The sequence below is a fragment of the Haloferax volcanii DS2 genome (assembly GCF_000025685.1).
In the GTDB taxonomy this organism is placed as follows: Archaea; Halobacteriota; Halobacteria; order Halobacteriales; family Haloferacaceae; genus Haloferax; species Haloferax volcanii.
This window is the reverse complement of sequence record NC_013967.1, coordinates 770374-789619: the sequence shown is the minus strand read 5'-3', so window position 1 is coordinate 789619 and position 19246 is coordinate 770374. Positions and strand designations below refer to the sequence as shown.

The window sequence follows — 19246 nt, the reverse complement described above, 5'->3', positions numbered from 1 at the left end:
GTCGTCCGTCGAATCATCATTAGTCCCCATACTATGTATGGATACATCCTTATATGACATTGTAACACCCTTATGGTTTCAGGAAAAGTTGCTTATGCGGGTAGCCGTACTATTGGCGTATGACCAAGCCACACATAGACGCACCCTTCGCTCAGGACGGGTTAGCCGACCCGACCGACGAGCGGTCGAACTGCGGCGTTGGGGCCGTCGTAGACCTCGAAAACGGCGCTTCGCACCGAGTCGTCGCAGACAGCCTCGAACTCCTGGAGAACCTCGAGCACCGCGGCACCACGGGCGCTGAGGAAAACACCGGGGACGGGGCGGGTATCCTGCTGCAACGACCCGACGAGTTCTTCGAAGCCGTCCTCGAATCCGAGCTTCCGGACCTCTACGCGGCAGGTTCGGTGTTCATGCCGACCGACGACGAGGTTCGCGAGCGCGTTTCGGCGGTTGTCGAGGACTCGCTGGCCGACCACGGGCTCTCCGTGTTCGACTGGCGCGACGTGCCGACCGACAACGCCGACCTCGGCGCGACCGCGCTCGAATCGGAGCCCGACGTCTGGCAACTGTTCGTCGAGCCGGCCGACGGGATGACCGTAGACGAGTTCGACCGGGCGCTGTACCTCGCCCGCCGAGCCGCAGAGAAGGCGGTCGACGACCTCGCTATCGAGGGCGCGGGACGGTTCTACGTCTGCTCGCTCGACCGCAAGACCATCGTCTACAAGGGACTGCTCACGGCCGAACAGCTCCCGAACTACTACCCCGACCTCAGCGACGAGCGGATGGTGACCGAACTCGCGCTCGTTCACGCGCGATTCTCCACCAACACGCTCGGCGCGTGGCATCTCGCCCACCCGTACCGCCAGGTCATCCACAACGGCGAGATAAACACCATCCGCGGCAACGTCAACTGGATGCGCGCCCGCGAGACGGACCTCCAGCACGAGGCCTTCGGCGACGACATCGAGACGCTCATGCCCATCACGAAGGCCGACCAGTCCGACACCGCGAGCGTGGACAACGTGGTCGAACTGCTCCTCAAGAGCGGCCGCGAACTCCCGCACGTCCTGCGGATGCTCATCCCCGAGGCGTACCGCAACGACGACGCGATGGACCAAGCGCGCCGCGACTGGTACGACTTCCACGCCTCGCTCGTCGAGCCGTGGGACGGTCCCGCGCTCGTCGCGGCGACCGACGGCGACCGCATCGCCGCCGTCCTCGACCGCAACGGCCTCCGTCCGTGTCGCTACGAGGTGACGACCGACGGCCGCCTCATCGTCGCCAGCGAGGTCGGCGCGCTCGACACCGACCCCGCGGAACTCGAATCCCGCGGTCGCCTCCAGCCCGGCGAGATCTTCATGGCCGATCCCGAGGAGGGCCGCGTCATCCCCGACGCCGAGGTGTTCGACTCCCTCACCGACGAGAAGTACGGCGAGTGGGTCGACCAACAGCAGCGCCATCTCGACGACATCGCCGGCGACACCGACTCCACCTCGCGCGGACAGGTCGAGTCGCTCCGCGCGACGCAGGCGGCGTTCGGCTACACGCACGACCAGCTCAACCACATGATAGAGCCGATGGCCCGCGACGGTAAGGACCCCGTCGGCTCGATGGGCGACGACACGCCGCTTTCGGTGCTGTCGGACCTCAACCGCCCGCTGTTTACCTACTTCAAGCAGCTGTTCGCGCAGGTGTCGAACCCGCCTATCGACTACATCCGCGAGAAGCTCGTGACGAGCCTGGAGTCGCGGCTCGGCCGCCAGCGTAACCTCCTCGACGAGTCACCCGAGCACGCGCGTCAGCTCGTCCTCGACTCGCCGGTCCTCACGGACGCCGAGACTGCGGCCATCAAGGACCTCGACGACGACATACGGAGCGAAGTCGTCGACATCACCTACGAGAAAGGCGGCGACATCCGCGAGGCCATCGAGGCCGTCCGCGACGAGGCCAAGGCGGTCATCGAAGACGGCGCGGACATCGTCGTCCTCTCCGACCGCGCGGTCGGCCCCGACCGCGTCGCCATCCCGAGCCTGCTCGCGACGGGCGCGGTCCACCACAGCCTCGTCCGCAACGGCCTCCGGAACCACGCCGGCCTCGTCGTCGAGTCCGGCGACCCCCGCGAGGTCCACCACCTCGCCACGCTCGTCGGCTACGGCGCGGGCGCGGTGAACCCCTACCTCGCCTACCAGACCATCGAGGACGTCGTCACCGGCCCCGACGGGGCCGACGAGGGCGAGGCCATCGACGCGTACGTCCACGCGCTCGAAGACGGCCTGCTCAAGACGATGGCCAAGATGGGCATCTCGACGGTCGAGAGCTACCGCGGCGCGCAGATTTTCGAAGCCGTCGGCCTCGAATCCGACTTCGTCGCCGAGTACTTCGAGGGCACCGAAATCCGCACCGAGGGTATCGGCCTCGACGTCATCGAGGAAGACCTGCTGACCCGTCACGCCGCCGCGTTCGGCGCGGACCCGAAGCTCGAACGACAGGGCGAGTACGAGAACCGCTCGGCCGGCATCCACCACGGCTGGAACCCCCAGACCGTCGGCACGCTCCAGCAGTCCGTCCGCGCCGGCGACTACGAGAAGTACAAGGAGTTCGCGGAGCTGGTCAACGACCAGTCGAAGCAGCTGAAGGCGCTCCGCGGCCTCCTCGAATTCGATTCCGACCGCGAGCCGGTGGACATCGACGAGGTCGAACCCGTCGAGGATATCGTCAAACGCTTTTCGACGGCCGCGATGTCGCTCGGCAGCCTCTCGCCGGAGGCCCACGAGAACAACTCCATCGCCATGAACCGCATCGGCGGCAAGTCCAACTCCGGCGAGGGCGGCGAGCCGCCGGAGCGCTTTGGCACCGAAAAGGAGTGTAACGTCAAGCAGGTCGCCTCCGGCCGCTTCGGCGTCACCTCTCATTACCTCTCGTCGGCCGACGAGATTCAGATTAAGATGGCGCAGGGCTCGAAGCCCGGCGAGGGCGGCCACCTCCCCGGCAAGAAGGTAAACGAGATGATTGCGCACGTCCGGTATGCGACGCCGGGCGTCGGCCTCATCTCGCCGCCGCCGCTGCACGACATCTACTCCATCGAGGACCTCAAGCAGCTCATCTTCGACCTGAAGTCGGCCAACCCCGACGCCGACATCAACGTCAAGCTCGTCTCCGAGGCCGGCATCGGCACCATCGCCGCCGGCGTCTCGAAGGCGAAAGCCGACGTGGTCCACATCTCCGGCTACGACGGCGGCACCGGCGCGTCGCCCAAGACTTCCATCAAGAATGCCGGTCTCCCGTGGGAACTCGGCCTCGCCGAGGCCAACCAGATGCTCCGCGCGACGGGGCTTCGCTCCCGCATCCGCGTCTCCGTCGACGGCGGCATGAAGACCGGCCGCGACGTGGCCGTCGCCGCCCTCCTCGGCGGCGAAGAGTACGTCTTCGGGACCGCGTCGCTCGTCACCTCGGGCTGCGTGATGGCCCGTCAGTGCCACGAGAACACCTGCCCGGTCGGCGTCGCCACGCAGGACGAGAACCTGCGCCGCCGCTTCCCCGGCGAGCCCGACCACGTCATCAACTACATGACGTTCATCGCACAGGAGCTCCGCGAAATCATGGCCGACCTCGGCTTCACCTCGCTCGACGAGATGATCGGTCGTCTCTCGCTGCTCCGGCAGGTCGAGACGGACCACGAGAAGGCGAAGCACCTCGACCTCTCGTCGGTGCTGGCCGAGCCCGAGACGGGCGCGCGCCGGAAGACCGAAGCCCAGGTCCACGCCGACATCGAGACGCACGTCGACCACAAACTCATCGACGAGGCCGCAGACGCCATCGAGAACCGCGAGCCGGTCGTCATCCGCCGCGACCTCTCGAACGTCGACCGCGCGGTCGGCGCGATGCTCTCGAACCGCATCTCGAACGCCCACGGCGGCGAGGGACTCCCGGACGACACCATCCGCTGTGAGTTCGACGGCATCGCCGGCCAGACGTTCGGCGGCTTCCTCGCCCGCGGCGTCACGATGCGGCTCACCGGGGCCGCCAACGACTACGTCGGCAAGGGCCTCTCCGGCGGCCGCGTCATCGTCGACACGCCCGCCGAGGCCAACTACGAGGCCGCCGAAAACATCCTCATCGGCAACGTCGCCCTCTACGGCGCGACGCAGGGCGAATGTTACGTCAACGGCCTCGCCGGCGAGCGCTTCGGCGTCCGCAACTCCGGCGTGAAGGCGGTCGTCGAGGGCGTCGGCGACCACGGCTGTGAGTACATGACCGGCGGCGTCGTCGCCGTCCTCGGGGAGACGGGGCGCAACTTCGCCGCGGGGATGTCCGGCGGCGTAGCCTACGTCTACGACCCCGACGACGAGTTCGCCGCGAAGGCGAACACCGAGATGGTGACGCTCGAAGACCACCTCGACGACAAGGACGAGGCGATGCTCACCCGACTCGTCGAGAACCACCGCACGTACACCGACTCCGACCGCGCGGCCGAACTGCTCGACGACTGGCAGTCCGTGCTCGGAGACTTCGTGAAGGTGATGCCCGACGCGTACGCCGAGGTCATCGCCGAAGACGGCCGCGAGGACGTTCGCAACGAACTCCCCGCGAAGGCGGGCGCAATCGTCGACGCCGGAGCCGACAGAGTCGGCGCGGCGACGACGAGCGACGACTGAGACGGAGACGGACCCCGGCCGTCTCGAACCGCCGCTAACGGCGAGCGGGTTCCGGCACCCGCAACCGATTCTCTCACGTTTTTCACCGCGCGCGCCTTCGACCGAGACATGGACAACGCACTCGTCATCGGCGGCACGCGATTCATCGGCCGCCACCTCGTCTCGGAACTCCTCGACAGCGGCTACGCCGTGACCATCTTCAACCGCGGGAACCACGACAACCCCTTCGAGGACGACCCGCGCGTCCAACACGTGCAGGGCGACCGAACCGACGACGAGGCGCTTCGAACCGCGAAGCTGACCGTCGCCCCCGACGCGGTGTTCGACTGCGTGGCGTACAAGCCCGCGGAGGTCGCCTCTGCGGTCGACGTCTTCGCCGACGTGGACGCCTACGTCTACATCTCCAGCGGCGCGGCCTACGGAAGCGAGGTCATCCCGAAGCGCGAGGACGAGACGCTGCTTTGCGACTGCACCGACGAGCAGGCGGCAGACGACTCGGGTGCGAGCTACGGCCCGCGGAAAGCCGAGGGCGACCGCGTCGTCTTCGAGGCGGCCTCGCGGGGCATCAACGCGATGTCCGTCCGGCCCTGCATCGTCTACGGCCCCGACGACTACACCGAGCGCCTCGACTACTGGATCGACCGCGTGCTGAACTACGACCGCGTCGTCGTCCCCGGCGACGGGACGAACGTCTGGCACCGCGCCTACGTCGAGGACGTGGCGAGCGCGATGCGCGTCGTCGCCGAGGAGGGCGAGGCGGGCGAGGCCTACAACGTCGGTGACAGACGGCTCGTGACGCTCGAAGAGATGGTCGAAGCCATCGCTGACGCCGCCGGCACCGACGTCGAGGTCGTCCACGCGGGCGAGCGTGAACTCGCCGCGGCCGGCCTCTCGATGGACGACTTCATCCTCTACCGCGACTACCCGCACGTCCTCTCGACGGACAAACTCGCCCGTCTCGGCTGGGAGTCCGCCCCCGTCGAGGAGGCGATGCGCCGGTCGGTCGCCGACCACCGCGACAGCGACCGCGACGGCGCGGAACACGACCCCGGCCGCGACGCCGAAGAACGTGTGCTCTCGATTCTCGACACGCTCTGAGGAGGGTCGGAAAACCGGGACCGCGGTCGCGACGGGGTTTCGTTCAGCCGCTGAACTGGCCGTCGTGGTCCATCTCGGGGACCTCCTCTTCGAGCCACTCTCGGAACCACTTGACGCGCTTGAGCCGCTGGTGAGCGAAGCTCTGGGCGGTGTCGGTTTCGAGCCGGTCGGAGGCGTCGCGGCCGCGCTCGAAGACGCGTTCGACCATCTCGGCGGCGTCCATGTGGGTCCGGGCCTCGTAGCCCATCCGCAGGAGCATCAGCGCGGTGCCGTTCGCGCCGATTTTGTCGAGGATGTCGGCCTCGATGAGACAGCGCGTCTCAAGCGACACGTCGGTCAGCGGCCCCTGATACGAGTGGTCGGAGACGACCTGACACACCTGGTCGACGAAGGAGTCGGGGTAGTCGCCGTGGCTGCTGAGGAACTCGCGGGCGACGCGAGCGCCCTCCTCCGCGTGGACCTCCTGGTCGGCTTCGAGCTTCGAGATGTCGTGAAAGAGGGCGGCGACGCGAACGACGTTCACGTCCGCGCCCTCGCGGTCGGCGATGCGCGTCGCGAGGTCGACGACGTTGAGGATGTGGTTGAACCGGTACTCCGCGGAGTGCCACGGATACCAGCGCATCCGCCCGCCGTCGTCTTCGTTTTCGACGCTCGCAGAGAGATAGTCCGAGACGAAACGCTTCATATCCTCGAACTCGGCGTCGGAGACCGCCGACTCTTTGATTTCAACGCCCACGGCAGAACCTCCGTCGGTGTTGGCACGTGCGTATTCTCATTACACGGAATGAGGGTCGTTCCACTCTTAGGCGTTACGACCACCCTGAGTCGCGGGAACCGGGCTCTCGGGCGAACAGACCGGGTCTCGTGGCCGCCAATGTGAACTGCTGGCACATCGATGAGAGTTAACTCGCCCGCCCGCGTCGACCCCGACGTGACCGAAGCACGATACCTCGACGACGCGACGACACACGAGTTCGAGGCGACCGTCGAGACGGTCCGCGGAACCGACCGCGTCGTCCTCGACCGGACGTACTTCTACCCCGAAGGCGGCGGCCAACCGCACGACACGGGCACCCTATCGGTAGACGGCGAGGGTTGCGACGGCGAGACGTGGGACGTGACGGACGTCCAGAAACGCGACCGAATCGAACACGTCGTCGCGGGCGACGCGCCCGACCCGGGGGCGACCGTCACCGGACGCGTCGACCCGGCGCGGCGGCGCGCCCACAGCCGCTACCACACGGCCCAGCATCTCCTCTCTGCGGTCCTCCTCGACGAGTTCGACGCCGAGACGACCGGTAACCAACTGTACGCCGACCACGCACATCTCGACTGCGCCTACGACCGCTTCGACGGCGACGACCTCCGGACCATCGAGACGCGCCTGAACGACCTCGTCGCGTCCGACCTCCCCGTCCGGTGGTACAGCCTCGACCGCGAGGAGGCCGAAGCGACGCTCGACCCCGACCGCACCAGACTCCACCTGCTTCCGGAGTCGATTCGGGAGGTTCGAATCGTCGAAATCGGCGACGCAGACGACCCCTTCGACCGGACCGCCTGCGCGGGAACTCACGTCGAATCGACGGGCGACATCGGCACGGTCTCCATCGCCGGCCGGACGACCCAAGGCTCGGCACACGAGCGCGTGAACTTCGTCCTCGAATAGCCGGTCGCCGGTCGAATCGACTCCTCGGACGCGACTACGTGGACCGGGACGCTTCTGCCCGCGCCCGAGGCTCGCATACCCAGCCCTCGCGGACCGGAACCAGCTCGTAGCCCGACTCCCGGAGCAGGGCCTTCGCCGCCGCTTCGTCGTGGCTCCCGCGGGCGTCGTGCAGTTCGAAATACACCGTCGGCCGGTGCTCCCGAAGGACCGCCTCCGCCCCCCGGAGCACGTTCAGGCCGAACCCTTCGACGTCAACCTTCAGGTGGTCCGGCGGCGGGACCGTCCCGGACTCGACGAGCGAGTCCAGCCGTCGCATCGATACCGACGCCGTGTCGACGACCCGCGCCCCCCACGCGCTCGCGTGGTCTCGCGAGAACGACCCCAGTTCGTCGTAGCTCGACAGGTGGAACGCTCGGGATTCGTCGGTTTCGCCGAGGCCGCAGTCGAGGAGGTCCACCCGGTCGTCGAAGTCGTTGACCTCGACGTTCGCCCGCAACTGGTCGACGACCTCGGGGTGCGGCTCGACGGCGACGACCTGCGCGGAGGGTTCGCTGGCCGCGACCGCGAGCGTGTAGGTCCCCGTGTTCGCGCCCACGTCGACGACCACGTCGCCGCCGTCGAGGTCGAGCAACAGCGCTTGCAGGAGCACGTCGTTACCGTGACGGTTGTACAGTTCGTAGCTCCGGAAGCTCGTCCGCCCGACGTGTTTCTTCGTGGCGACGAGCCGTCGCTCGTAGTTCGCCCGAACGAGCGCGTAGTGGAGGGTGTACGCGAGGTGCCGAGCGGCCGACACCGGATGCAGCAGAGACACGTTAGTGTATTGTCATTGTACGGCGATAAAAATCGCTCGGCTGCGACGCGACTCGGCGTGATATGGATTCGCAGGAGAAGTTCGAGTAGTCCCGGGCGGATTCGAACCGCCGTCAGCGGCTGTCTTCTCGGCACGCAATGAACCGTACCAATCCAAAGGCCGCTATGATTGGCCGCTACACCACGGGACTGACATCTGAAATTGGGTGATGCCGGCACAATAACCTTACTTTTTGTCTCCACCTTCTACGAGTCGGTGACAAGAGCGACACAGAGAAACAACGTTGGACAGCGTGTGGGCGTTACTCGGGTCATCGAAGTCGCGAACCCGATTTAGATGATGCACGTCTGGGTTCTGTCCCAGTTCTTCGCTATCCGCTCCGCATCGCTGGCACGTGTAATTGTCTCGTTCTAGTGCCTTTCGACGAACTGGCCACCAAGACTCTCTATAAAAGAGGGTTCCGCCTTCCCATTAATGGTGGTTCGAGCCAACAATGTTGTTAGAGAGCCACTTCCCATAGCAGTCTAAGTCGCAGAATGATCCGTATTCGTTCCCGTTAATCGACGAAGGGAGTCGTTCGAGTTGAGCCTCACAAAAGCTACACGCGGTTCTTATTAACTCAATTCGCTCTGCGGGGTTTTCAGGGAGTAGCCCTTCTGCCTCCTTGACACACTCTGAACAGTAAACACCCTGCTTATTTGATGGGTAGTAGGAAAACGTAGCATCGCAAACGCTGCACGTCTCTGTTTCTTTACCCCCTCGCCAGTTACCGTTCTGATTTCCTTGCTCTGAATAACACTCTTCGCAGTAAACACGCTGAGACTTTGGATCGTAAAACTCCTGATGGCAGCGTTTACAGACTCGGTTAGGCAGCGGTGTGTTGTGGACCTTTGTGTGGTGCTGCCGCATTCCCTGTTCTGTTGCTAGCTGTTTGCCACAGGACGGGCACTCGATAAAATAACATCACTAGAGCGTGTCATAGAAAGCGTCACATACGAGGATGCAGGGTGCGGAAAGTGTGTCCAGCACAACCACAACCCTGCAAAACGTTGCTTCGCTCGACGAGTTTTTGAAAGCAGCGGCCACCGAGACAGTTCCGTTGTTTGAACATCTTGAGTTCGAATTTCTGCGTGAGTACGACGTGTTCGCCCCCTGCAAGCGGGGGCGAACACGAGTACACAAGCCACCAGAACTCTTCCGAGGCTTTCTGCACTGCTACTACGAGAACGTCTACGGTACTCGTCCAATCACGCGCGAACTGCAGAATCCACTCGTCTGGCGCTGTTGTGGCTTCGATCGACCGCCGTCGCGAGACGCGGTCGATCGCTTCCTCACTGACCTCGAACACGTCGTTGACGAAGTCTTCGACCACCTCGTCGAGCAGGCCGCCCTCCGGGGCCTGCTCGACTCTACGTATCGAATCGATTCAACTCACGTTGAGGCGATTCAGTGGAACGATGAAGCCTCATGGAACTACGATTCGACGGCTGAAGAGCACTACTACGGCTTCGGCTGTACGATCGTCTCGACGGGAGCGAAGATTCCTATTGCAGCAGAATTCACACAGGCGAAACAAGCCTCAGAAGAGACGGCGATGCGCGTCACGCGTGACGCGCTCGCCGTCGACACTCCGATCTGGATAATTGGCGACAGTGCCTACGACACACTCCAGTGGCACGACTTCCTGCTGGACGCAGGAGTCGTGCCCGTTGCGCCGTACAATCCGCGAAACACCGATGAGCCGCTCGATATCGAGTACAGGGTTGAAGATCAAATAGAGGAACACAGCGAGGACCTTCAGCTGAAGCAATCGGTCTTAGAGGAGACGTACAACCGCCGGACACAGGTTGAGCGAACGAACGATGCGGTCAAGGACTGCGGCCTCGGGCACGTCCGCGCCCGAGGCCGCGTTCACGCACGAGCGCAAGTGTTTCTGGCGCTGTGCCTGCGACTCGTCGTCGCAATCACCAACGACGAACGAGGTGACAACCCGGGACGGGAGATGCTCAGAGTATGAGGAGAATTCTATGACACGCTCTCACTACCGTGCTAGATAGTGATTCGGCAAGTAGAGTGTAAGTGAAACTCAGTCCGCGGCTTCCGTCTCCGTCTCGGGTTCCGCGCCGCACACGTCGAGATACTCGCAGGCGTCCGTCTCGGGGTCGAAACAGTCGGGACACTCGGAGTTACGGTCGATGATGGTGTCGAGTCGCTCCGCGATCATCCCGTCGATGACGGGTTCGAGTTCGCGGGCCTCCGCGCGGAACTCCTCGACGTCGAGGACGTTCGAGAGGAAGCGCTCGATGATGCAGTAGGTCTGGAGCGCGTCGCGGGCGCGGACGATGCCGTCGTCCGTGAGCGTGACGCCCTTGTACTTCTCGTGTTCGGCGAGGCCGCGGGATTCGAGCTTGCCGATCATCTCGTTCGCACTCGCGGGACTCACCTCCATCATGTCCGCGAGCGCGCCGGTGGCCGCCGGGCCGTTCTCCATCTCCTGCAGCAGGTAAATCGCCTTGACGTATTGGTCTGCCGTGTTCATCGTTTCACTCGCGGTCTTCCATGATTCGCGTCACTTCTTCTACGCCCTCGGCCTCCTCGTCGCGAATCGCCGACAGGGTGGCGACGAGTTCCTCGCGGTCGATAGAGAACTGTGCCTCGCTCGCCTCGATGGCCTCGATGACGTCGTCGTAGAACTTGTATGCGGTCTCCTCGTTGCAGAGTTGGTCGTAGAGGACGCCGTCGAAGTCCTCGGGCTTCGTCTGGCCGTACTGGGCCTCGACCAGCGCCTCTATCTCCTCGAAGGGGACGCTGTCGACTGCCAGCCGGTCGATGACGGCTTCGAGGCGCTCGCGGTGGTCCGCGGACTCCTCGGCGGCGTGCGAAAGCAGGGCTCGAATCTCCTCGTCGAGCGCGTCTTCGTCGAGTTCCTCGTGGTGGTGGTAGGCGCGCGCCTCCACGACCTCTTCGAGGACGATACCGATCTGGAGGAGTCGGGCGAGCTGGTGGTCCGAGCTGACCTGATAGCCGACGCTCATGGACTCGTCCCCCTCAACGTTCGAAGACACGGTCCCGCGACGTACATACACACCTCTCCGGGAGTAACCGACTTAAGCGGTTCCCTCGCGGGTCGACGGGATCGGGGAAAAACGCTCGGCGAAGTCGCGCCGCGGAGGCCGGACTACCGCAGGCGCGCCGCGATGAGCTCTTCGAGGTCGTCGCGGAACTCGTCGACTTCGATCTCTTCGAGGACGGGCACGAAGAAGCCCTCCACGAGCATGTTACGGGCCTGTTCTTCGGGGACGGACCGAGAGACCATGTAGAAGAGGTCCTCGGCGTCGACCTGCCCGACGGAGGCCGCGTGGGACGCCTCGGTGTCGTGGTTGTTGATGATGAGCTTCGGCGACGCGTCGGCCTCGGACTGGTCCGAGAGCATCAGCGTGTTCTCGCGCTGATAGGAGTTCGTACTCCACGCGTCGCGGCCGACGTCCTGGACGCCCTCGTACACCGAGCGCGCCTCGTCGTCGAGGACGCCGCGGGTCACGAGGTCGGCCGTCGTGTTCTCGGCTTTGTGCCAGACGCGGGCGTTCACGTCGAGGTGCTGGTCGTCGTGACCGAAGAACGCACCGACGATTTTCGTCTCCGACGCCTCGCCGTTGAGTTCGGTCTCGACGTCGCTGCGGGTGAGCCGCGAGCCGAGGTTCCCCTCGATCCAGTTGACCGTGGAGTAGGTGTCGGCGTCGGCGCGCTTGAGCGAGTACGTGTACGTCTCCTCGTCGAGGTTTTGCAGGGAGCCGTACTGGACGTACGAGTTCTCGCCCGCGTCGATTTCGACGAGGTTCGAGAAGTACCGCGCGTCGTCGACGCTGTCGCCGGACTCGATGGCCTCCAGGATGGTGACCGACGAGGACTCCTCGGTGACGACGAGCGTGTGGCTGAACAGCGACCGAGAGTTCATCTCGGCGCGAATCTTCACGTCCTCGGCGTCGACGCCCTCGGGGACGTAGATGAACGTGCCCGTCGTGAACAGCGCCGCCGAGAGGGCGGTGAGGTAGTTCGTGTCGGGAGCGACGACCGAGCCGAAGCGCTCCTCGATGAGGTCGCCGTACTCGGAGAGCGCCTCCGTGAACGGGAGGACGACGACGCCCTCGGGCGACTCGCGGGTCGTCTCGTCGGCCTGGTTCAGCGGGTCGACGAGCGACTCGAAGTCGAGCGCTTCGAGGTTGGTCCAGCGGCGACCGGGCGTCTGGATGACGTCCGGCAGTTCGAGCGCGTCGAGTGCTTCGAGGGCTTCGAGGCGGGCCTCGAGGAGCCACTCCGGCTCGTCCCGTGCGTCCGAAATCTCTCGTACCGTCTCTGCGGACAGGTTCGCGGGAAGTTGCGCACTCATTGGTTATCCGAGGCTACCCTCCATCTCGAGTTCGACGAGTCGGTTGAGTTCGACCGCGTACTCGATGGGCAGTTCCTCCGTGATGGGTTCGATGAACCCGGAGACGATCATCTGCTTCGCATCGTCGTCGTCGAGACCGCGCGACTGGAGGTAGAAGATGTCCTCGTCGCCGATCTTGCCGACGGTCGCCTCGTGAGCGACGTCCACCGTGGACTCGTTGATTTCCATGTACGGCATCGTGTCCGAGGTGGACTCGTTGTCGAACATGAGCGCGTCACACTCGACCGCGGTCGAGGAGTTCTTCGCGCCGTTGGCGATGTGGACGAGACCGCGGTAGTTCGTGCGGCCGCCGTCCTTCGAGATGGACTTCGACTCGATGGTCGACTTCGTCTCGGGGGCGTTGTGGTACACCTTCGCGCCGGTGTCGATGTTCTGGCCCTCGCCCGCGAAGGCGATGGTGATGTGGTTGTCCGACGCGCCGCGGCCCTTCAGAATCGAGGCCGGGTACAGCATGGTGGCCTTCGAGCCCATCGAGCCCGAAATCCACTCCATGCGACCGCCCTTCTCGACGATAGCGCGCTTGGTGTTGAGGTTGTAGGTGTTCTTCGACCAGTTCTGAACGGTCGAGTACTGGACGTGGGCGTCCTCGCCGACGAACACTTCGACGCCGCCGGAGTGGAGGTTGAACGCGGAGTACTTGGGAGCCGAACAGCCCTCGATGTAGTGGACTTCGGAGCCCTTCTCCGCGACGATGAGCGTGTGCTCGAACTGGCCCATGCCCTCGGAGTTCATGCGGAAGTACGCCTGCACCGGCATCTCGACCGTCACGTCCTCGGGGACGTAGACGAACGAGCCGCCGGACCAGATAGCGCCGTGAAGCGCCGCGAACTTGTTGTCGCTCGGGGGGACGCACTTCGTCATGAAGTACTCCTTGACGATGTCTTCGTGCTCCTGGACCGCCTGGTCCATGTTCATGAAGACGACGCCTTTCTCCTCCCAGCGCTCCTGCATGTTCTGGTAGACGACTTCGGACTCGTACTGGGCGCCGACGCCCGAGAGGGCGTTCTTCTCGGCTTCCGGGATACCCAGTTTGTCGAAGGTGTCCTTGATGTCGTCCGGCAGGTCGCGCCAGTCGTCGACGCCGCCGCGGACTTCCACGTCGGGTCGGATGTACGGGACGATTTCGTCCACGTTGACCTCGGAGAGGTCAGGCTGGCCGGGCCAGTCGGTCGGCATCGGCATCTTCTGGTACTGCTTGAGCGCGCGAAGGCGGCGCTCGAGCATCCATTCGGGCTCGTCTTTGTCCTCCGAGATGACGCGGATGGTCTCTTCGGTGAGACCCTTCTCGGCCACGAACGCGGCCTTCTGTTCCTTCTTGAACTCGAAGCGAGCTTCCGTGTCTGTCTCTTTGAGGTGGTCTTGGTCGGAACTCATGATGTTGGGGGATTACGCGGCTTCGTACACTTCCTCACGGACCCAGTCGTAGCCCTTGTCTTCGAGTTCGGACGCGAGCGAGGCGTCGCCGCTCTTGACGACCTTGCCGTCCAGCATGATGTGGACGTGGTCCGGCTCGACGTATTCGAGGATACGCTGGTAGTGAGTGATCTGGAGGATACCGGTGCCCTGCTCGTCGCGCAGCGCGTTGATACCCTTCGAGACGTCCTGCAGGCGGTCGATGTCGAGACCGGAGTCGATCTCGTCGAGCACCGCAATCGACGGTTCGAGAATCGCGGCCTGAAGGACCTCGTTTTGTTTCTTCTCGCCGCCGGAGAACCCGGCGTTGAGGTAGCGCTGCATGAACTTCTCGTCCATGTCGAGGAGGTCCATCTTCTCCTTGAGGAGCTTCTGGAACTCGGCGACGCCGACTTCGCCGTCGTCGACGTTACCCTCCATCGGGGAGGTGTCGTAGCCGGCTTCCTCTTCTTCTTCCTCGGCGTCCTCGCCGAAGAGGAGCTCCTCGCGCTCGTCGATCTTCGCGTTGAGCGCGGTGCGGAGGAAGTTCGTCATGGTGACGCCCTCGATTTCCGCGGGGTACTGGAAGCCGAGGAAGATGCCGAGCGCGGCGCGCTCGTTCGGCTCCAGTTCCAGAAGGTTCCACGTGCGGGCGTCGTCCGGAATTTCGAGGTCGCCGAAGTCGTCGTCCTCCAGGTGGAGGAGGATTTCGCCGTCGGTTACCTCGTAGGCGGGGTGCCCGGCGATGATTTTAGAAGTCGTAGACTTGCCGGACCCGTTGGGACCCATCAGTGCGTGGATCTCGCCGGATTTGACTTCCAGGTCGACACCTCGCAGAATCTGCTCACCGTCTTCCTCCGCGACACGTGCGTGGAGGTTCTTGATCTCGAGAGTTGCCATCGTTGGTTCGTTGCCTCGTACTCGAAGGGTGGGGAGTATCGCCCATAATGCTTGCGCATTCACCCCCGCCACCTTTTGTAGAAAGAAAATTTGTTTTCAAAACCGCAAAGAATCACGCCAGTTCGGAACGCTCGTCCGGGTTTTGGACAGCCGAACAACGTTACGGTGCCGTCGTCTATGTAACCGAATATAGTTTCATTACTCGGTGATACGGCCGGTCACATGAAGCTCCCGAGGCCGGTCTGTTCCTGTCCGCTTTTCACCTCGTCCCACGACATCCCGAGCGCCTCGATGACGCGGGAGATGGGCCCTTCGAGCGTCTTGGTGAGCATCGTGTCCCAGTCGACCTCGAACGCCGCCGGAATCTGGTCGGCGTACTCGAAGCAGATGACGTCGGGGTCGCGCTTGAACTCGCGGTAGAGGTCGTCGACCTGCGGGTCGAACTCGCCGGTCTCCATCTCGCGGAACCACGACGGGTGGACCTTCTTGAGGTAGACCCGCTTCGGCTTCGAGCCCCGCCCGAAGTTCGTCCCGAGGAAGGCGTTGGCGTACTGCGCGCCCCGGACGTGCGCGGTCGGTGTCTCGTACGCCGAGAGGCGCTTGCCGATTCCGCCGGGGATACCGGCCTGTTCGAGCGGCAGGTTCCCCGACTCGAAGTCGGTGATGATGTCGTGGAGGTAGTCGTTGATGACTTCCGTCTCCTCGCCGTGGACGATCATGTCGATGACGTTCTTCTGGACCTCTTTCGTTATCTGCGCGATGTCCGAGCGCTTGTACTCGAAGCCCGTGATGTCGATGTCGTCGACGTCCTTGCCCTCCTTCCAGACGATGTGGCCCGCATAGCGCTTCTTCTTCCCCGCCTGGAAGAACCGCCGGTACAGCTTCTCGAACTCGATTTGGAAGCGGTGTTCGTCCGCGCCCAACTCGTCGCGCGCGAAGTCGTCGTAGGCGGCGTTGATGTGCTCCTCGATGTCGAACGACTGCTCGATGGCCTCCTGTTTCGACACGTCGGGGCCGAGTTCGAGCATGACGCTGTCGGTGTTGTGAAGGACGATACCTCCAACACCGTCGACGAAGTTTTCGTTTTCTTCGACGCTCAGGTCGTACACGTAGCCGTCGTGGTCGGCTTCGGTCAGCACGGGGTCTCGGCCTTCCCGGTAGGTGCTACACGTCCGAATAGTGTACGAGTCTTTACTGTCCCGATACTTGAGCGAGTGTTTTTGCCCCCGTTGCGTGAGCAACATCGAGAGACCGGCAGCAAGTTCTCGGCTCGTCGTCTCGAAGTCGAAGTTTCGCTGTGCGTACGCTTCGGTGTATCGTGGGAATTCGCGAGATCCATCGCCTTCGACGAGCAACGTCAGGAACAAGTCTTGCTTCTCCTCGGGAAGGTGGAAGACGAATGAGGGGATCCGTTTACCACGCGACGTCTGCCCTGCGAACTCGCGGAAGAACACAGCAGCGAGTTCGTTCATCATCTGCAGTTTCAGCGTCTCGTCATTGTACGTGACCGACGCACCGCCTGTGTCCGTTTGATACTCGACGGTTCGCTCCGCTCGTCGGTCGCTCGTAATGATACCGGCGGTCGTGTTCTCGAACAGTCGAGAGTAATCTCGCTGGAGTTGGGCTAGCCACTCACGGTCGGATTCAGCGAGACTGGCCCCGAATTTCGACGTCGCCGTCTCGCCAGTGGAGGCGCTTCCTTCAGGGACGTACGCACCGAGGAGCCGAATGAGTGCTGCACCATCTTCGCTGTCGATATCGACGAATCGTTTGACTTTGACGGTCGAGTCGACGTCTCGGTGGTGCTCGTGGCCGAACCAGACATACTCGTCGTCCGCATGGATTTGTTTCCGCTTCGTTATCGAATTATCGCTCCCGACGCTCCGTCCGTCCTCGTACTCGCGTTCGTACCCACGAAGGACCTCGTAGACGTCGACCTGCTCGACAGGCTCGACATCGGGTACCCCGGAGACGCGATACGGCTCCGCCACGTCGTCCGGAGAGACAGTTGTGAGGCCGTCTTCACCGGGGACGACGTACGAGTGGTCTCTCGTCGTCGTCGACTCACCGAACTTGTGTTGGAGGTTCACCACCGGTTTGTCTGTGTTATGGCGAATCGCCTGCGCAATCGGTTGCCACTCCGCCTCTCCATCTTCGTTCACAGAGAGGGCGTCCCACCCGTCGAGCGCTCGGCGAGTCTTCCCGGGAGTGGCACTTGCGACGACGTCCCCGTCGGCAGCGATGAGTACCTCAGATTCAGTCGTTCCGCGGGCAAACAAGTCCTCGATAGGAAGGATTCGAACAGTCCCACCGGGGTCTCTGACGACGACCGGGCGATCTCCCGTCACGCTGTCGCCGTAGGCCACGTCGTAGCCGATTTGGTTCGCGGCCTGCTCCGTGAACTCGATGACCTTCCGACCGGTCGCCGTCACCGCCGCGCCCATCTCCTTGTCGTAGAGTCGGAAGCGGTCCCAGCCCAGCACGCCGTACAGCGAGTTCATGATGACCTTCACCGCGGCCTGCTGGCGGTCGAACTGCTCGTACTCCGAGGAGCCGGGGTCGTGGGAGTTCCGCAGCGACTTCTTTTCCTCCCGCTCGGTGAGGAGTTCGTCGACCATCTCCCGAATCATCCCGTCCGGCTCCTGCTGGAAGTGCGTCCCGTTGGGCGCGCGGAACATCTCGCCGTCGTAGCGCTCGGGGTCGACTTTCGTCTCCGGCGACGCGTTGATAGTCACCATACACATCGGGTACAGCGACTTCAGGTCGAGCACCGTGACGTTCTCCTTGACGCCGGTGATGGGGTCGAAGACGGCCCCGCCCTCGTAGTCCTCCGACTCCTGTTTCCCCTTCGAGGGGAGCGCGAACTCGCCGTGAACCTTGTGGAGGACGTAGATGTCGACGGTGTCGCCGGGCGTCGGCGCGTCTTCGAGCTTACAGCCGACGAACGTCCGCACCTCGTCCCAGAAGGCGATGATGTCCTGTTTCCGGTCGATTTCGACGCACAGCTCCACGTCGCGGAGGTTGTATTCGAGCAGGCGTTCGGGGTCTTCCTCCCAGAGGTCACCGATGTCGCCCGAGTAGCGCTCCTTGCCCGCGTCGAGTTCGAGTTCGCCCACCGCGTCGAGGCGGTAGGACTCGAGTTCGGTGAACTGGGTTCGCTTGTAGGCGTACAGCAGGTCGAAGACGACGCGACCCTTGATGTCCGGGCCGCCCCAGCCGCCGCGCCACACCTCGCCGAGCCGCGAGATGCGGTTGTAGTCGAGGTTCAGGTCGGTCCGCTCGTCGACTTCCTCCAAGCGGTCGAGGAAGTACGGCGCGTCGAAGTCCTCGAAGTTCCACCCGGTGAGGATGTCGGGGTCGGTCTCCTCGATGTACGTGAGGAAGGCGTCGAGCATCGCGGCCTCCTCGTCGAACGTCCGGACCTCCACGTCTCCGTCCTCCCCGAGGAAGTCGTAGTTCGGCAACGTGTCGGGGCGCTTACCGAGGCCCTCGTCGGCCACGGCGTGCCAGACGACGTACTCGTCGCGGTAGGAGTCGTGGCTGGTAAGACAGATAATCGGCTCTTCACCCTCCTCGGGGAAGCCGTTCCGGTCGTTGACCTCGATGTCGAAGGTGTTCACCCGGAGGTTCGCGTCGACCTCCGCGGGCGCGACTTCCTGGTGAGGAATCTGAATCGTCCCGTCGTCGAGGCGGCGCTCGGGGACGCTGACGCCGCCTTTGATGTCCTTGTCAATGAGCAGGCGGTTCGGAAAGAGGATGTCCGCCTCGTAGTGGTCGAACTCGTCGCGAATCTGCCCGACGTCGCGGGGGGTGCGGCCGAAAATCTTCGTCAGCTCCTCGCCGCGGATGCTCTCGTAGCCGTCCTCGGTGCCGGTGATAACGTCCTTGTCGAGGTCGCCGTCGTCGAGGCTGTCGGTGGGGGCGTAGAAGTACGGCCGAAACCCGAGTACGCGGACGTGTTCGGTCTCGTCGTCGGCCGTCCGGCCGAAGATGTGAATCACCGGGTACTCGTCGCGGCCCGCGCCCTCGATGGTGTAATCGACCTGCGTGACGGCCAGTTCGACCGTCCCGTCCGGGTCGGGAAACCGCACCTCGTCCGTGTCGACGACGTCGGAGACGTGCTGGCCGGCGTCGCCGGCGACGATGGCGGCCTCCTCGTCAGGCCGCGCGTCGCCCGCGCCGTCGGTGTCGTTCCCCCCGAAGTCGGTCAGACCCGTCTGCGTCATGGCAATCGCTTCGGCGGCGCGGCTAAAAACCCCGGCGTTTCCGCGAACCGC

At 63.9% G+C, this 19246-nt stretch carries 12 protein-coding genes, 1 tRNA gene and 1 pseudogene; 4 read left to right on the top strand and 10 right to left on the bottom strand.

The features are described from left to right. The first annotated feature begins 119 nt into the window (after nt 1-119). A complete protein-coding gene (gltB, locus tag HVO_RS08870) occupies nt 120-4655 on the top strand; it encodes a glutamate synthase large subunit (RefSeq protein WP_004044068.1) in 4536 nt (1511 codons plus the stop codon). A gap of 108 nt (nt 4656-4763) precedes the next feature. Then, nucleotides 4764-5753, top strand: coding sequence for an NAD-dependent epimerase/dehydratase family protein (locus tag HVO_RS08865; RefSeq protein WP_004044069.1), 990 nt, complete (start codon nt 4764-4766; stop codon nt 5751-5753). 43 nt (nt 5754-5796) lie between these two features. Here the strand turns inward: HVO_RS08865 and HVO_RS08860 are convergent, their stop codons facing one another. Continuing rightward, on the bottom strand, nt 5797-6489 hold the full coding sequence (locus HVO_RS08860) for an HD domain-containing protein (protein WP_004044070.1): 693 nt from the start codon (nt 6487-6489) through the stop codon (nt 5797-5799). Between the two features lie 195 nt (nt 6490-6684). Here HVO_RS08860 and HVO_RS08855 point away from each other — a divergent pair, with 195 nt between their 5' ends. Further along, nucleotides 6685-7419 (top strand): alanyl-tRNA editing protein, encoded by a 735-nt coding sequence (locus HVO_RS08855; RefSeq protein WP_013035504.1) that lies wholly within the window; start codon nt 6685-6687, stop codon nt 7417-7419. A gap of 34 nt (nt 7420-7453) precedes the next feature. Here the strand turns inward: HVO_RS08855 and HVO_RS08850 are convergent, their stop codons facing one another. The 3 genes and pseudogenes from HVO_RS08850 to HVO_RS21525 all read right to left on the bottom strand — a co-directional run bounded on the left by HVO_RS08850 (nt 7454) and on the right by HVO_RS21525 (nt 9184). Beyond that, entirely contained in the window at nt 7454-8212 is a 759-nt protein-coding gene (locus HVO_RS08850; protein ID WP_004044072.1) for an FkbM family methyltransferase, read from the bottom strand. A 104-nt stretch (nt 8213-8316) separates the two neighbouring features. Then, nucleotides 8317-8420: transfer RNA gene (locus HVO_RS08845), tRNA-Gln, on the bottom strand. A 35-nt stretch (nt 8421-8455) separates the two neighbouring features. Then, nucleotides 8456-9184, bottom strand: a pseudogene (locus tag HVO_RS21525) (HNH endonuclease). Between the two features lie 64 nt (nt 9185-9248). Here HVO_RS21525 and HVO_RS08840 point away from each other — a divergent pair. Further along, the gene (locus tag HVO_RS08840; protein WP_004044073.1) at nt 9249-10247 is read left to right on the top strand and encodes an IS5-like element ISHvo7 family transposase; all 999 of its coding nucleotides are present in this window, start codon (nt 9249-9251) and stop codon (nt 10245-10247) included. A gap of 69 nt (nt 10248-10316) precedes the next feature. Here the strand turns inward: HVO_RS08840 and HVO_RS08835 are convergent, their stop codons facing one another. From HVO_RS08835 to HVO_RS08810, 6 genes are all read right to left on the bottom strand, one after another. Beyond that, entirely contained in the window at nt 10317-10769 is a 453-nt protein-coding gene (locus HVO_RS08835; RefSeq protein ID WP_004044074.1) for a metal-dependent transcriptional regulator, read from the bottom strand. A 4-nt stretch (nt 10770-10773) separates the two neighbouring features. Then, nucleotides 10774-11265 carry a hypothetical protein gene (locus tag HVO_RS08830; RefSeq protein ID WP_004044075.1) on the bottom strand — a complete coding sequence of 164 codons (492 nt, stop codon included), beginning with the start codon at nt 11263-11265 and terminating at the stop codon, nt 10774-10776. A 143-nt stretch (nt 11266-11408) separates the two neighbouring features. Then, complete coding sequence (sufD, locus tag HVO_RS08825) at nt 11409-12617, bottom strand: Fe-S cluster assembly protein SufD (RefSeq protein WP_004044076.1); 1209 nt, start codon at nt 12615-12617, stop codon at nt 11409-11411. A 3-nt stretch (nt 12618-12620) separates the two neighbouring features. Continuing rightward, nucleotides 12621-14051 carry a Fe-S cluster assembly protein SufB gene (sufB, locus tag HVO_RS08820; RefSeq protein WP_004044077.1) on the bottom strand — a complete coding sequence of 477 codons (1431 nt, stop codon included), beginning with the start codon at nt 14049-14051 and terminating at the stop codon, nt 12621-12623. A 12-nt stretch (nt 14052-14063) separates the two neighbouring features. Next, complete coding sequence (locus HVO_RS08815) at nt 14064-14969, bottom strand: ABC transporter ATP-binding protein (RefSeq protein WP_004044078.1); 906 nt, start codon at nt 14967-14969, stop codon at nt 14064-14066. Between the two features lie 218 nt (nt 14970-15187). After that, nucleotides 15188-19195: a DNA polymerase domain-containing protein gene (locus HVO_RS08810; RefSeq protein ID WP_004044079.1), complete on the bottom strand. Its 4008-nt coding sequence runs from the start codon at nt 19193-19195 to the stop codon at nt 15188-15190. Between the last annotated feature and the right edge of the window lie 51 nt (nt 19196-19246).

What these genes read in the sequence shown, in the direction of transcription:
- gltB (WP_004044068.1), top strand. Translation starts at nt 120, where the DNA reads ATGACCAAGCCACACATAGACGCACCCTTCGCTCAGGACGGGTTAGCC.
- HVO_RS08865 (WP_004044069.1), top strand. Translation starts at nt 4,764, where the DNA reads ATGGACAACGCACTCGTCATCGGCGGCACGCGATTCATCGGCCGCCAC.
- HVO_RS08835 (WP_004044074.1), bottom strand. Translation starts at nt 10,769, where the DNA reads ATGAACACGGCAGACCAATACGTCAAGGCGATTTACCTGCTGCAGGAG.
- HVO_RS08830 (WP_004044075.1), bottom strand. Translation starts at nt 11,265, where the DNA reads ATGAGCGTCGGCTATCAGGTCAGCTCGGACCACCAGCTCGCCCGACTC.
- sufD (WP_004044076.1), bottom strand. Translation starts at nt 12,617, where the DNA reads ATGAGTGCGCAACTTCCCGCGAACCTGTCCGCAGAGACGGTACGAGAG.
- sufB (WP_004044077.1), bottom strand. Translation starts at nt 14,051, where the DNA reads ATGAGTTCCGACCAAGACCACCTCAAAGAGACAGACACGGAAGCTCGC.
- HVO_RS08815 (WP_004044078.1), bottom strand. Translation starts at nt 14,969, where the DNA reads ATGGCAACTCTCGAGATCAAGAACCTCCACGCACGTGTCGCGGAGGAA.
- HVO_RS08810 (WP_004044079.1), bottom strand. Translation starts at nt 19,195, where the DNA reads ATGACGCAGACGGGTCTGACCGACTTCGGGGGGAACGACACCGACGGC.